The organism is Bradyrhizobium sp. USDA 4502, from assembly GCF_054063355.1.
Genome location: NZ_JBSSGF010000001.1, coordinates 4665042 through 4679431, shown reverse-complemented (window position 1 = coordinate 4679431; position 14390 = coordinate 4665042). Strand labels below are relative to the sequence as shown.

The 14390-nt window shown below is 58.8% G+C and carries 10 protein-coding genes and 5 pseudogenes; 9 read left to right on the top strand and 6 right to left on the bottom strand.

The window, feature by feature from the left end:
- Window positions 1-118 precede the first annotated feature (118 nt).
- From ACVW1B_RS21775 to ACVW1B_RS21765, 3 genes and pseudogenes are all read left to right on the top strand, one after another.
- Window positions 119-1999: a GAF domain-containing protein gene (locus ACVW1B_RS21775; protein WP_456822236.1), complete on the top strand. Its 1881-nt coding sequence runs from the start codon at window positions 119-121 to the stop codon at window positions 1997-1999.
- Window positions 1996-2384: pseudogene (locus ACVW1B_RS21770) on the top strand (response regulator). Before ACVW1B_RS21775 ends, ACVW1B_RS21770 begins: the two are co-directional and overlap by 4 nt.
- Window positions 2381-3631 carry an adenylate/guanylate cyclase domain-containing protein gene (locus ACVW1B_RS21765; RefSeq protein ID WP_456822235.1) on the top strand — a complete coding sequence of 417 codons (1251 nt, stop codon included), beginning with the start codon at window positions 2381-2383 and terminating at the stop codon, window positions 3629-3631. Before ACVW1B_RS21770 ends, ACVW1B_RS21765 begins: the two are co-directional and overlap by 4 nt.
- A gap of 1345 nt (window positions 3632-4976) precedes the next feature.
- Here ACVW1B_RS21765 and ACVW1B_RS21760 read toward each other — a convergent pair.
- A complete protein-coding gene (locus ACVW1B_RS21760; RefSeq protein WP_212059888.1) occupies window positions 4977-5174 on the bottom strand; it encodes a DUF3606 domain-containing protein in 198 nt (65 codons plus the stop codon).
- An 87-nt stretch (window positions 5175-5261) separates the two neighbouring features.
- On the opposite strand from ACVW1B_RS21760, the gene ACVW1B_RS21755 reads away from it, so the two are divergent.
- A complete protein-coding gene (locus ACVW1B_RS21755) occupies window positions 5262-5543 on the top strand; it encodes a hypothetical protein (protein ID WP_456822234.1) in 282 nt (93 codons plus the stop codon).
- 199 nt (window positions 5544-5742) lie between these two features.
- Here the strand turns inward: ACVW1B_RS21755 and ACVW1B_RS21750 are convergent, their stop codons facing one another.
- Complete coding sequence (locus ACVW1B_RS21750) at window positions 5743-6027, bottom strand: hypothetical protein (protein WP_456822233.1); 285 nt, start codon at window positions 6025-6027, stop codon at window positions 5743-5745.
- 93 nt (window positions 6028-6120) lie between these two features.
- On the opposite strand from ACVW1B_RS21750, the gene ACVW1B_RS21745 reads away from it, so the two are divergent.
- Both ACVW1B_RS21745 and ACVW1B_RS21740 read left to right on the top strand, forming a co-directional pair.
- Window positions 6121-6486, top strand: a complete 366-nt coding sequence (locus ACVW1B_RS21745; RefSeq protein ID WP_456822232.1) for a PRC-barrel domain-containing protein — start codon at window positions 6121-6123, stop codon at window positions 6484-6486.
- Window positions 6487-6650: 164 nt separating this feature from the next.
- A pseudogene (locus tag ACVW1B_RS21740) lies at window positions 6651-7021 on the top strand (hypothetical protein).
- Between the two features lie 332 nt (window positions 7022-7353).
- On the opposite strand, the pseudogene ACVW1B_RS21735 reads toward ACVW1B_RS21740, so the two are convergent.
- A pseudogene (locus tag ACVW1B_RS21735) lies at window positions 7354-8294 on the bottom strand (transposase); the annotation flags it as partial.
- Between the two features lie 73 nt (window positions 8295-8367).
- On the opposite strand from ACVW1B_RS21735, the pseudogene ACVW1B_RS21730 reads away from it, so the two are divergent.
- Window positions 8368-8628: pseudogene (locus tag ACVW1B_RS21730) on the top strand (tyrosine-type recombinase/integrase); the annotation flags it as partial.
- 910 nt (window positions 8629-9538) lie between these two features.
- On the opposite strand, the gene ACVW1B_RS21725 reads toward ACVW1B_RS21730, so the two are convergent.
- The 3 genes and pseudogenes from ACVW1B_RS21725 to ACVW1B_RS21715 form a co-directional block, all read right to left on the bottom strand.
- Window positions 9539-9826 carry a hypothetical protein gene (locus ACVW1B_RS21725; RefSeq protein WP_456822231.1) on the bottom strand — a complete coding sequence of 96 codons (288 nt, stop codon included), beginning with the start codon at window positions 9824-9826 and terminating at the stop codon, window positions 9539-9541.
- 163 nt (window positions 9827-9989) lie between these two features.
- The gene (locus ACVW1B_RS21720; protein WP_456822230.1) at window positions 9990-10214 is read right to left on the bottom strand and encodes a hypothetical protein; all 225 of its coding nucleotides are present in this window, start codon (window positions 10212-10214) and stop codon (window positions 9990-9992) included.
- A 235-nt stretch (window positions 10215-10449) separates the two neighbouring features.
- A pseudogene (locus ACVW1B_RS21715) lies at window positions 10450-10877 on the bottom strand (Mu transposase domain-containing protein); the annotation flags it as partial.
- Window positions 10878-11904: 1027 nt separating this feature from the next.
- Between ACVW1B_RS21715 and ACVW1B_RS21710 the strand changes: the two are divergent.
- A complete protein-coding gene (locus tag ACVW1B_RS21710) occupies window positions 11905-13692 on the top strand; it encodes a caspase family protein (protein ID WP_456823056.1) in 1788 nt (595 codons plus the stop codon).
- Complete coding sequence (locus tag ACVW1B_RS21705) at window positions 13671-14303, top strand: papain-like cysteine protease family protein (protein WP_253623547.1); 633 nt, start codon at window positions 13671-13673, stop codon at window positions 14301-14303. The genes ACVW1B_RS21710 and ACVW1B_RS21705 overlap by 22 nt, the downstream gene beginning before the upstream one ends.
- Window positions 14304-14390: the final 87 nt, after the last annotated feature.

Here is a 14390-nt window from a genome sequence, read left to right as displayed (position 1 = left end):
TGCATGCCACATCTCCCATGCCACATCTCCGGAGTGAAACTTCCCCCAAGCGCGAGCGAGGCAATCGTGATTTCCTCGGGTGTGCGCTCACGTAGTGCCTCAGACCGCGACCGCCGACGTGCTTAAGGTCATCAGCCGCTCGGCATTCGATCTGCAAACCGTACTCGATACCTTGACCGAATCGGCCGCACAGCTGTGTAACGCCGACATGGCGGCGATGACCCGGCAGGATGAAACCGGCGGCTACCACCACGTAACCAACTACAAATTCTCGATCGATTGGGTGAAGATCGCCGACGCCGTTCGTCTCCATCCGGGACGCGGCAGCTTGGTCGGAAGGGTGCTTCTGGCGCGCAAGGCGGTCCAGATCGCCGACGTCCTCGCCGATCCCGATTACTCCTATCCGGACATGCAGCAAGCAGCCGGATATCGCGCTCTGCTCGGCGTTCCACTTCTCCGCTCGGGAGAGCCCATCGGTGTCCTGTTTTTGGCCCGCAAGGTGGTTGAGCCCTTTACCGATAAGCAGATCGAACTCGTCTCGACCTTCGCCGACCAGGCCGTCATTGCCATCGAAAACGTCCGCTTGTTCGAAGAAGTGCAATCGAAGACGCGCGACCTCTCCGAGGCCCTGACCTATCAGACCGGAAGTGCCAACATCCTCAAGGTGATCGCCTCCTCGCCGACCGACGTTGAGCCGGTGTTGCGCACCATCGTCGAGAGCGCCTGTGAGCTCTGCGAGGCCTATGATTCGGTGCTGGTCCTGAAGGAGGGAGGCGATCTGGTCGTTCGTGCGCATCACGGGCCGATCGGAATGGGCACTCAGACATGGATCGACGACCGCACCTCCGTGTCGGGGCTCGCAATTGCCGAGCGGGTGCCGATACACTTGCACGACGTCCTCTCCGAAGAGGGCGGCAACTTTCCTATTGCGCAGGCAATGTCACGACGGGATGGTTGCCGTACCATTCTTGCCGTGCCGATGCTAAGCGAAGGTGAGAGCATTGGTGCGATCGTACTTCGCCGTGCCGAGGTACAGCCCTTCAGCGACAAGCAGGTCACGCTCCTGCAGACCTTTGCCGATCAGGCGGTGATCGCGCTCGGCAACGTCCGCTTGTTCGAGGAGGTTCAAGCTCGCACCCGCGAACTAGCCAAATCCCTCGATGAATTGCGCGCCGCCCAAGACCGCCTGGTGCAGACCGAGAAGCTCGCCTCCCTCGGCCAGCTCACGGCCGGCATCGCGCACGAGATCAAGAACCCACTCAATTTTGTCAACAATTTCTCTGCGCTATCCGCCGAATTGATCGGCGAACTCAACGAGCTGCTCGGAAATGCGGAGCTAGATGACAGGATCCGCACCGACGTAGACGAGCTTGCACAGATGCTGAAGGGCAACCTCGATAAGGTCGTCCAACACGGCAAACGCGCCGATTCCATCGTCAAGAACATGTTGCTGCATTCGCGCGAGGGGACGGGCGAACGTCGTCCGACCGACATCAATGCAATTGTCGAGGAAAGCCTCAACTTGGCCTATCACGGTGCGCGCGCGGAGAAATCCAGTTTTAACGTCACGCTCAAACGCGACCTCGACCCGAACGCCGGGATGGCGGAGCTCTATCCGCAGGAGATCACGCGGGTGTTCCTCAACCTGATCTCCAATGGCTTTTATGCGGCCCACAAGCGCAAGGAGGCTGCCGACCATGCCTTTGAGCCGACATTGAGCGCGACCACGAGAGCTCTGGCAAACGAAGTAGAGATTAGGATCCGCGACAATGGCGTCGGGATTCCGGAGGAAGTCAGAGCGAAGATCTTCAATCCCTTCTTTACGACCAAGCCCGCGGGCGAAGGCACCGGGCTGGGCCTTTCCATGAGCCACGACATCGTCGTGAAACAGCACGGCGGCAGGATAACCGTCGAGACTGAGCCGGGAGCATTTACCGAGTTCATTATCACCCTGCCGCGGATGGTGGCAGTACAAGGCAATACCGGAGGCACGAGTTGAGCGTTTACATTCTCGTCGTCGACGACGAGCCCGACGTGGAAGCATTGTATCGACAGTATTTTCGGCGCGAGCTGCGCGCCGGCCGCTTTCTGTTGGAGTTTGCCGCTTCCGCGCCGGCCGCGCTGCAGCGCGCCGCCGACATCCGGGACCCCTCGCTGATCCTGATCCTGTCGGACCCAACATGCCCGGAATGAGCGGGCTGGAGATGCTGCCGGAGGTGCGAGCCAGCCGGCCCGACGTCCCTGTGATCATGATTACCGCCTATGGCGACGCGGAAACCCGCAAGATAGCACTGGAGCGCGGCGCCGAGGGCCTGTTGACCAAGCCGATCGACTTCGGGCAGCTTCGCCAGGAGATCGACGCCAGGCTCGGACAGGTCGCATGAGCGCTACCATCCTCGTAGTCGACGACGAGCCGGATCTGGAGGTTCTCGTCCTGCAAAAATTCCGCCGGCAGATTCGCGACGGACAGGTTAGCTTCGTCTTCGCCCGTGACGGCCTCGAAGCCCTGCAGTCGATCGAGGCGCATCCCGACGTCGACTTGGTCGTCTCCGACATCAACATGCCGCGGATGGACGGCCTGTCGCTGTTGGCGAAGCTGCAGGAGGCCGAGGAAAAGAGGTCGACCATTATCGTTTCCGCCTACGGCGACATGAGCAACATCCGAACGGCGATGAACCGCGGCGCGTTTGATTTCCTGACCAAGCCGATCGATTTTACCGACCTGGAAACGACGATTCAGAAAACGATCCGCCACATCGACATGCTGCGCGAGGCGCGCCGCCGCCAGGTCGAAGCCGAGCGCGCCCACGCCTCGCTGTCCCGATATTTCTCGCCGGAGCTTGCCAAACGCCTTGCCACGGGCAGCGACGATAACGACATGCAGGTGCACTGGCGCGATGTCGCCGTCATCTTCACCGACATCACGGGTTTCACCTCGCTGGTCGAGACCGCCGCGCCCCAAGTGCTGGCCGAGTTGCTTAACGAGTATGTCGGCGGCCTGACTGACGTTGTCTTCGCTGCCGAGGGCACGGTGGCCAAGGTGATCGGCGATGCAATCCAGGTGCTGTTCAACGCGCCCGGCGAGCAGGCCGACTACGCCAACCGCGCGATAGCCTGCGCACAGGCGATCGAGCGATGGGCGGAGGCGTTCCGCGGACGCTGGAAGGAAAAGGGTGTCAATTTCGGCGCCACACGAATCGGCGTGCACGCTGGCCCCGCCCTGGTTGGCAATTTCGGCGGCAGCCGCTTCTTCGACTACACCGCCTATGGCGACACCATCAATACCGCTGCGCGGCTCGAGACCGCGAACAAGACGCTGGGAACGCGGGTCTGCGTTAGCGGCGCGGTTGCGGATGCAACGGCAGACTTTAAGGGACGGCCGGTCGGCGACCTCCTGCTGCGCGGGCGCAGCGAACCGTTGCGCGCCTATGAACCGCTTGCCCCGGCGGAATTCGAGGCGCCGGCGACCGCACAATACCTCCAGGCCTTCGCTAAGCTCGAAGCCGAAGACACTTCGGCCATGCCGGCCTTCGCCGCGCTGGTCGGAGTGCATGCCGATGACCCCCTTGCTGGCTTTCACCTCAAGCGGCTACTCAACGGAGGGAAGGGCGCCCCTATGCAACTCGGCTAGACTGTGGACTGTTCGTTGGTAAGCGGTGCCTGTTGTGCGCATAGGCATACGGGGACTGACTCGTATTCCATAATTCCCGAAATTCCCGATGGGCGAATCCGGACCGATGGAGTCCTGCGCCACCGGGCAATTCAATTTGCATACGGCCTCGGGTGGCCGGCGGTCGTAACGAAGTCGTAGACATGAAAGAGGCCGCAGATTGCTGCGACCTCTCTCTCTTTGATTTAAGCAGTCACCACCAGTGGCGGTGATGATGGCGCCAACCGTAGTGATGGCCCCGGTACCAGCCATAATGATGGCCGCGGCCCCAACCGTAGTGATGCCCGCGACCGCCGTGATGGCCCCACCCGTGTCCATGTCCGTGTCCATGGCCGCCTCTGACCTGAATGACTTCACCCGCGGTGCTACCCATTGCATGTGGCGTTGCGATCGGCATGGCCGATGCCGACAGCATGGACGTAAGCGAAAACGCACAACCAATAACTGCGATTGCCAAGAGCCGTTTCATCTTAAGATAGTCCTCCCTTTTTGAGCGATAACCCAGCAGACTATCAGTCGTGCATTGCAATGCTCGCTGAACGGTGCATTCACCTACGGTTCATCGATGCCGCGCTTCGGCGCTGCTTAGAACCCTCTAGGTCGATGAAATCTGATGAGCCGTATTCAAGGAACGTCGTTCGGATCGCGCGGTTGGTTGCCGGGGCTCACTCTGGAGGACAAAATGAAGCGCACGATTATCGCACTTTCTGCAGCCTGCCTTATGGCTTCGAGCAGCGCCGTGTTCGCGCAAGGCGTTTCGAGCAAATCTCCCGGTCATGAGATGCAGGACAGGGGCTCCAAGAAGGGTAGCCCCGGCGCCTCAGGCTATGCGCCCGGACAGGAAATGCAGGCAAAGGGCTCGAAGTCTGGCAGCCCCGGCGCATCGGGATATGCTCCTGGTCAGACGACAGGGTCCAGCACCGGAATGAAATCGGGTGGCTCGACCAGGTCCAAGTAGCCGGCGTGCGGGTCGTCCCAGCGTTCGGCCGGGGCGACCCGCGTTATCTTGGCCTCGGGCCCCGCGGCGCGGTGGCGAACGTTAGACCAAGAATCTCAGCTCTGAGCCGCACCGCAGCTTCGCTGCGGTTCATCTCAACGGCAATGTCGACAGCGTAAAGGCCTTCCGCGATGAGCTTTTGCAGGGTGCCGTCTTCAGCGGGATCCCAAGGGCGGTTCTTTAGGATTGTGATGCAAATCAGTCTTTGAGGCCAATTCGTACTGGTGAGCCTTCTCCAGCAGCGCGTCTCTGACCGGACCGGGCGGCAGAAGGGCGGCCTGTCTTCGCGCTTCCTGTGCGCACTCAGCGCTAAGTTCCTGTTCTTTCGTCACGGTTCGCCTCCAGCTCCTTGCGGACGGCCGCGGCAGAATTCCCGACTTTATCGACGACCTTGCGAAGCTCTTCCTTTGAGACACCGAGCTCATGAGCCCAGCATTTCATTTGGTCGGGCGCATGCAGATTGATCTTTGAGCGCTCGAACTGATCTTTTTTCGTAAGGCTTTCCATTCTCGAACAACTCCGGCTTGGCCGCTCCGTTCCTAACTAGGAACTGGCGGCCTGATTCGTGTGTTCATTCGATCAGGAGGTGCCGACATGGCAAAGGCAGCATGGAAACGACCGGGTTCACCCATCGGCAAAAAGGGCCCGCGAAAAGCTAACCCCCAATACAAGCGCCGTTCGCGTCAGCCCTGGACCGATAAGGAAGTCAAGCAGCTTCGAGCGCTGGCAAAGGCGAACACTCCGACAGGTGTCATCAGCCTCAAGATGGAGAGACCGAAAGGCTCGATCGCTAGCAAAGCGCAGCGAGAGGGCATCTCGCTGCGGCCGGTCAACCGCTCACCCTACAATCGTCGCAAGAAGACCGCGCGGCGCTAGTTTTTGGTGGGCGGGATCTCCTCGAACACCCCGCTCACATTGGGCTCCTCCACACCCTGATTAATGTCGTCGGAGCCGTTGCACGCGCATCTCATACCCGCGCCACACTGGCATCCATGCCGGTCTGTCGTCCAGGCCAAGCGCGGATGGTTTTCGCAAACCCAGCCGAGGCCGCCGCAGATCGGACAATTGGGATTGATCATGCCGCGAGCAGACGCTTATAGCGCCGGTAAGCGTCAATGGCGTTGTTCGCGAGCATCAGCGGCCGACGCTCACCAGCCCGCACCATGTCATCGATGTTTCTGAGAAGGAAGCGGCTCGCGTCGCCAGGATCTATGATCTCGCCGGAGCGCTCGAGGAAGTCCCAGGCGATTTGGATCGACTTTTCTACGAGGACTGGCAGGAGCTCACTCATGAGAGCAAAACCAATTTCGGTCGCGGCGGTTCCTTCTGCGACGGCATGGTAACCGCGAACGTCATCCATTTTCGATTGCCTAAATTTCCAGTCAGCATCTGCTCATCGCTAGGAACAGCCGATAGCAGGGGCAGTTGAACTGGAATCAAATGGAGGGATGACATGGCATACGAGGAACGAGAAACGAGAAGTCTTATAGGGAGTGACAAGGTCGAAGGGACTGCGGTGTACGGCTCCGACCGATCGCGTATCGGTTCGATCGAACGGGTCATGATCGACAAAGTAAGCGGGAAAGTCGCGTACGCTGTTTTGGGATTCGGCGGCTTTCTCGGGATCGGCGACGACCACTATCCGCTGCCTTGGCAATCATTGAAGTTCGACACTGGCCTCGGCGGCTACGCAACGGGCATTACTGAAGACCGGCTGAGCAGCGCGCCGAAATACAGCGACGAGCGCAGCTGGAATTGGTCGGATCCTGCGATGGCTCGCTCGGTCGACGACTATTACCGGGGAATACCCGCTCCTTAGCCAAGGCCGCGCACAACGAGGCCGCCATGAAATCGGATGCCCTCCAGTTTCGGAGGGCAGCCCCGTTAACATATTGAACTTCCGATTGAGGAACCACGCTGGGCTGCCGTCCTCAAGACGTGGGCGGGGCCGCGGTAAATTTTGAAGTCACTGCACTAAAGATAATGGTGAGCTATCCTGGCGGAGTCGCCGCTTTGGTCGACCTCAAGCGCGACATGGCTATCTTGGTGACCAGCGGCAGTGACTGGGGCGAGCGCACCAAGCGACTGGCCGCCCGTGTCCCCAATCTGAGTATCTTCTCGCAAGGCTCGTCGAGCGCGAAAATGGTGCCTGGCGGATTACGGATAAAGGACGCGAGGTGCTCTCAATCCATGGAGGCACCTCCGGTCGTCGAGCAGCCGATCTCAATGATATTGCTAGGAGAGGTCGACACGCAGGCTGCAGCCCCGCGTCCGCGAGCAGAGCGGCAAAACGACGGCGGGAACGTTGCGATCGGTGCCGCGAAGCCCGCGAACGGGCTCGTGCCGCATCCTAGTTGATCGGGCGCAGAGCCTGGCAGTTCGGCGGCAATCTCGCTTGGACCTCGGCATCTTCGCTTCGTCGGCGGGCGTCCTCTTGACGAGATAGAGCGCCTCTTGCTGGTCCCATTCAGCCGGGAGTGACTTAAGCAAACTCGAGAGATCGAGCCCAATAGGTTGTTGATCGTTGAGAATCGCTTCCGCGAGCGTTGCCGAGAGTAGCGTCAGCCGGAGCACCCGGCATAGGTAGGATTGGTTGATCTTTTCAGCGCTTGCCAAATCGCGGACTGAAGCAAATAGGTTCGACTCGAGCATGCCGCACCATCGGTGGGTGCGAACGAGCGCCTTGATCATAGGCGAAGTCCTCGCGCGAGAAGATCCCATCTGTGCGGGTCGACTTGTCGAACACAGTGACGTGTGGCTCGATGCCGTGCTCGTAAACCAACCAGCCGAGCATCTCGGCCGAGCCATAGCCGCTGTCGCCGAGGAGGCGGCTCGGATAAAGATCGAACCGTTCGAGCGAGCGCTCAATCATGCGCTTGGCGGCCAACACCTCCGCCTGTCGAATTGCCGTAGTCGCCTCGACATCGATGATGATCGCGTTCTCCACATCGATCAGGTAGTTCGTCGAGTAGGCGAAGGGAAGGCTTGGCCGCCGTGTGCCCCCGTCCAGCGCGCCGCCGGGCCGGAGGGCGACACGAACTTCGGGGTGACCTCGGTCGCTGCTCCGAAAGCGGCATCATCAAGGACAGCCAGGTACTCATCGATTGCACGGCCGGCGGCTTCGGGCGGAAGTCCCTTGTCGCCTTCGATGCTCTTCTGCCGATTGGCATCGGCCTTGATCAGACTCGCATCAACTGCAATTCCTTCACCGCCGACCAGTCGCTCCTCGATGCAGCGGCACAAGACGCTCTCGAACACGCGACGGAAGAGGTCGCTCTCCCGGAAGCGGCCATGCCTGTTCTTGGAGAATGTCGAGTGATCCGGCACCGCCCCATCCAGACCGAGCCGGCAGAACCACCGATAGGCCAGATTGAGGTGGACCTCATCGCACAGCCGCCGCTCCGATCGGATCCCGAAGCAGTAACCGATCAAGAGAATCCGGATCATCAGCTCGGGATCGATCGAAGGTCGGCCTATGCTGCTGTAGAAAGGCGCCAGCTCCTGCCTGACCCGTTCAAGGTTGACAAACCTGTCGATCGACCGGAGCAAGTGGTCGGCGGGGATATGCCTTTCGAGCGAGAACTCATAGAACAACGCAGCCTGGTCGACTTGCCGATGTCCCATCATGATCTTCAGTCTGCCAATTAGACAGACTGAATCACTGATACCTCTGCGTCGCAACAGCCGCCTTTTTCTTGTAGGCCGGCAAGGACCAAGTTTCAGTTTGACTACTCGGCAGTACGTCCGGTTGTTATCCGATTGGATTGCCAGTGCTGGGATCGTTCCGCAGTTGTTTGGAGCACATTCACTGCGCCGAACCAAGGCGACGCTGATTTATCGGCGCACTAGCAACCTAGGGCCGTTCAGCTACTGCTCGACCATACCAAGATCGAAAGCATTGTCAGACGCCTCAGCATCGAAGTAGATGACGCCTTGGCGATACCGACAGGTTGACGTCTAAAATCTCGCTGCCGGTCGTCTCCGCGAGGGGATGACCGGCGCGGGTGGATGTCGCGCGGATGAGCCGGAACATCTCGGCTGCGTCCTTTGCCTGCTCTGTCTTCGACACGATCGTCGCCCATCCGATTCGAGCATCACGAAGATAGGCGCGACCACGCGAATAACGCCATATAAGCGCGATGAGAACGCCCGCCTCGACAAGAGGCCGGAGATAACGATCTTCGTCAGCCATTGATCGGACACCCACTAAATATGATGCCAATGCAAACGCCTTAAAGCGACCCCGATCTGGGTAGTCTGGGAAGTTACCGAGGCCGCCCGCGAGCAAGGTCCGAGCCGCGGCCCGTGGTCGCCTGATAGACAGCTATGTGTGAAAGACACCGGTAGTGACAAAGGTCATGCCGGACGCGGCAACAATGCTCGGTCGTCGCTCGGAATATCCAACTCATCCCACAAGACCAGAGAGAGAGCGTGAGCAATGTAGTTGAAGCCGTAGATTGCCAAAATTGTTTGGATCATAGCAAGCCGTTCCCGCAAACCGGCGTGAAGTACGCGGTCCCTTGTATCCGGGGCTGGCGGAAGAAGCATCAGGGACCGCGCTCCGCGCTGGCGTATTCCCTAAGTCGTTGAATAGCGGAAATGGTCCACCCGGACACCACTGTTGGCCGGTTGCGCTCCACGGCAACATTAGCTCTGAGATGGGATGTGATCGGTGGAGACCTACGGGCGAAGTCGTGCGCCCCAATGCGCTGCAATATTCCTGCTGAAAATTAGAAAAAAGCGGCCCGGCCTTGGGGTAGCTCTGGGGTAGGCCGGGCCGTCAGGACATGCCGAAATGTGAGTTTCCGGCCGCGCCATGAGCGGTTCCGATTCGGGCAGCAAGAGGGCGCGCAATTCGTTGTCGGGGGCGATCATTTTGCCAACTCCGCCAGCTTTAATATTTCGGCGACGACTTTACGCCGCTCCGATGTGTCGTTTGATCGATTGAACTTTTCTTCCAGCACTTGGAAGGTTGTTCTGATCAGCATGTCATCGAGCACGACCGGCAATTTATCCACGGCATCGAATCCGGCAGCAGCTGCCTCCTCAAACCCAGCCACGAGTCCCTTCTTAAAGGCCTCGCGATCGTGCAGAAGATGCACGATCTTCGGCTCAATGGACGCGCTGAAGGCATGTCCGAAAACAAGAAACATACTCATGCCGCCACCGCCGTTTCAGCCTCGAACAACGCAAAGAACACGCGGGGAATTCCAGTGAGAGGTACGACGACTGATCCGGGCAGTACGAAGGCGCGATCTCGATCTTGGGGATAGGGGGCAACCAGACCGAGATCGCGCTGCCTCGCCGCCGCTGACATCGCGATCATTGTTCGCCTTCATGGCCGCGGTCTGGCCGGATGGTGGCTCGATCTTGGTTGTCCGCGATGTTCGCCGTGTCGGCCTTGTCGTCGGGAGCCTCGCGGCGATCCGCCATCGCCTCGACGGCTTCGATCACATGCCGTCGTACTGCCCGGTCCCGGATCGAGCGAAAGGCTCCCAAGAGCCGGAATATCTGCGCGGCTTCCTTCGCCTGCCGTTCCTTCGACACGATCAGCCCTCAACCCACGCGGTCAATCCTAGCTGTCACACGTACGGCTGCAATCCCGGAGAATTTCGGGCGGGGATGAGGCTGGGGGCAATGAGTGGCACCCCGGCGAAGTAAACGCGGTCCCGTCCGTGCTGTCTGAGGGGCACGGCCGGAACCGTGCTCCGCTCCGGCGGATTACATAAACCGAAGATGGCGGGAACGTTCCTACCGGCCGGAGCGTTTCAGGTGATTGCCTCAACTTGTGGACCGCAACCTGGTGCAGTCCATGGCGGATCCGCACTTCGCCGGCCGCGATCGTTACAGCCACGCGCTCGCCAATAAGGCGCCACGGTACCGAGTAGCTGTTTGTGTCGATCTCGACGGCGCAATCATTGCCGACGACGCGGGTCAGTTCACGCAAGGATCCGAACGACGGCTGCCCGCCGAGCGGCTTCAACCGATGTATCTCGTCACGCGCAAAGCGGAAGATCGGCGCCTCGCCGGTCGTGCCGTGGATGCGAACGTTCGCGACTTCACGCTCCCACCTGTCGAGATGCGCCTCGAATGCCTCCCAGCTCGGGAAGGAATGCCCCGCAATCGCGTTCTTCTTCACGTAGCCGACGCCGTTCTCAGTCTTGCCTTCGTGCGCGCCCGATATGGCGCGCAGGCGCGAGGGCGGAAGCCCTAATGTTTTGCGAAGGCAATCAGCTTGTGAGCGGCTTGCTCGGACTCGCGGCAGCTGATTCAGGAGAGACTAGGGTGCGCTTCGGTAACATTATCATCTGAGGCAATATGAGGGGGCAGTTTTCCATGGCGCACGACACCATATCGCACGAAATTATTTCGAAGTCATCTCTCACGCGGGTATCTCAAGATAGTTCGATCCCTGACAAAAGGCTTCGTCATCATCGAAACCCATGTAGACCTTCTCGACTGAATATTCCGGCTTGCGCCTACTATCCCGGCGACATGCTGAACGGGGACGGATCAATCTATTTTGGGCCCAATGAATGGGCCGTTCACGGCATGTGCAAGGATGCCGCATTCTCGTGCGTCGCAGTCTCACGTCTTCATGAAGACCAGGCGAGTATTTCACCCCTTCGTTTAGAAGCGGCCCTACCTGGCGTGGGCGCGCCCGGCCCGTGCTGTCGAGGCCCATTCCCGAAAGGGAGCCGGCTATTTCGGGCAGGACACCATCAATCCTTGGTCAACCGAACCCGGGCGGCGTCTGGCGGGGTAATCCGAGAGGTTCATCTCCTGCGCCATCTTTCCCCGGTAGCATGAAATTGCGCTCTTGGTGAAGCGCTCTTCGGGGAAGGGCTACGGCGCGTGCCATCATAGCCCCGTAAGGTGCGCCGGAGCCGTTCTTTGAAGGGGGCAGGTGGACAAGACAGCGAAGCGCCGTCTACTCGGTTTCCCTCACCGTTCGGGGGCCCGCAATTCCTTAGGCTCGTTCCTAGCGAACTCTCGACTATGGATTTCTCGAGGCGAAAGTATCGTTCGTCACCCGTAGTTATACGGGGATGAGCAGGTAGCAAACCGACCAAGCCCGCCTCAGTTGGCGACGTCATATTTGGCTTACAAGCCCGTGGAGGGCACGAGACCTCGATACAATCTGATGATGATGGCGGCCCATTATGGGATGCTTCCAGCACATTTGCTAATCCCTTTGAAGCTAATTCATAATGGATCGATTGTCCGAGGACGTACGATGAGCGCAATTCGTCTCTTGGCTCTGTTAGTTTTGTGCAGCTGTTTCGCCTTTAGCCCGGCGATTGCCGGAAAGCGGGTTGCCTTGGTTATCGGCAATTCTGGCTATCAGAACGCTCCTCGTCTTTCTAATCCCATGAATGACGCTATAGCAGTAGCTGCGATGTTTGAGGCGGCGAACTTCGACTCCGTTGAGTCGAAGTTTGATCTTTCTGCGACAAACCTTCGTAAAGCGCTACGCGAGTTTTCAGATAGAACGCGGGGCGCGGATGTTGCCGTCGTCTACTTTGGAGGTCACGGAATCGAGTTAGACGGCACGAATTATTTGGTGCCCGTCGATGCAGCTCTTGAGACCGATGGCGATGCACTGGACGAAACTGTATCGCTCGATCGAGTGCTGTTTGCTGTTGAGCCGGCTAAACAGCTTAGGCTTATCATCCTCGATGCGTGCCGGGTCAATCCCTTCGTCGATCGAATGAGGCGGAGTACCGCTGTCTCACGAACTACCTCGCGAGGACTTGCCAGAGTAGAGCCGACAACTGCGAACACTCTCATCGCATTCGCAGCAAAGGCGGGGTCGACGGCATCAGATGGAAACTCTAAGAACAGCCCATTTGTCAAAGCACTCATCGAGTATTTGCCAAGACCCGGCCTAGATATCCGGCGAGCGCTGGGCTTCGTCCGGGACGACGTGCTGAAGAGCACTGGCAACAAACAGGAGCCTTACGTCTACGGTTCGCTCGGTGGCGACGATGCTCCTCTGGTCCCTGCAGCTTCACCCATGGCTCCTCAAGCAGACCCACAAGCCGCAGTTCGGCGCGATTATGAGTTGGCTCTGCAGCTTGCTACGCGTGACGGATGGGAGGCGTTCCTCTCACTGTATCCTGATGGCTTTTACGCAAATCTTGCAAAAGGACAGCTAAACAAGATCGCTGCTGAAGAGGCGCGCGCGGTGGCAGCGGAGAAGGCCCGCCTAGCCGAGAAAGAGAGAGCCCATCTCGCCGAGCAAGGCGCGAAAGAGGCCGAATTAGCTAAGGCAGTTGCCGTTGCGAAGGCGACAGAGGAAGCTCGTATTCTGGCGGAGGAAGCAACGCGTTCCGCTCAGGAGAAGGCTGCGGCCGCAGAAGCTACGCGGGTCACGGAACAAGAGAAAGCGAAGAGGATCGACAAGGAGGTCGCCGCCTTATCTTCATCTTCCGAACCGGTCGATCTTAAGTTGCGGGTTGCACTCCAGGACGAACTTCGACGTGTCGGATGCAACACGGGTGCGGTAGATGGCGACTGGACCATAGCCTCCCAACTCGCCCTAGAACTCTTCAACAAATATACCGGCACTCGATTTGATGTGAAGGTTGCGAGCACCGAGGCGCTAAACGCTGTAAAGAGCAAAATGGGCCGAACTTGCCCGCTTATTTGCGAACGCGGTTTTCGCGCCGAGGGTAGCAGTTGCGTCAAGTCTAACTGCGGCGCGGGCCACGAGCTTAATGACGATGGCTCGTGTAAAAAGGTTCGAGGAAGGCCAACGGTTGTTGACAAAGAACGAGTTCGCGAGCGCTCTAGCCCCTCAGCCCGTAAGCGTCCGACTGATCAGCTAGAGCAGAGCCAGGAATCCAAGCCAGTCGGCTTGACCTGCACCAAATCGCTAGGCGTATGTAGAGTAAGATGTGTACAGCTGGGCGGCGGTCCAGATTGCGGGGCGACCATATGTGTGCGCCTCCACCAAGCCTGCCTGCGTTCAGGCTGCTGGTATGGGCGGACATTTAGTAGTTGTGGATTGATCAGACAATAGAGTTTCGGAACAAAGAATCGAACCACGGCAAGAAAGGTGAAGTGCTGAGCAGGTACCAGGAACGCAACATTTCAAGAACCAACTGGTGCATCATGACGAAATTCAATGGAATTTATGAAGTGCAAGGGGTCAAACTGATTGTCCAAGACAAGGACATGGCCTGTTGGTTTGCATCCGCCATGATGGTTCTGAACTGGAAGGAGCAGTACCGGCCCGGCAATGCTCACCAATGCTCTGCGAACGATCGCGTTACCATTGAGCTATACAAGGCAAATAATGGAATACAGAATCATCAAATTATTCCATTAGCGAGAAGATTGGGACTTGTTCACGTGCCACCGATGTCTCCGACGATTGACGCCTTAGCTGGTTGGCTGCGAAGCTATGGTCCTCTCTGGACGAACGGCACGCGTCATATCGTTGTTATTGCCGGGATTAGGAAAACTGTGCACGGCGACTATGAGGTGAAGGTATACGACCCTGGGCCCGGAATCGGTGTGGAGTGGCGCACTCTCTCAGGCTGGTACACGGGCTTCGACGCTGGTCGGAATTCGGTCAGCTCAAGAGACACAGGGCCTGACGTACAGACGGTATTTCTGCACGCTCCATAGATCATTTGGCGTATACCTCGAGAGAAGATCGAATGAGCTAAAGCTGGCACGCTTGCGTCTTAGTTCTGGCCAAGGGCGGAAGTCGGC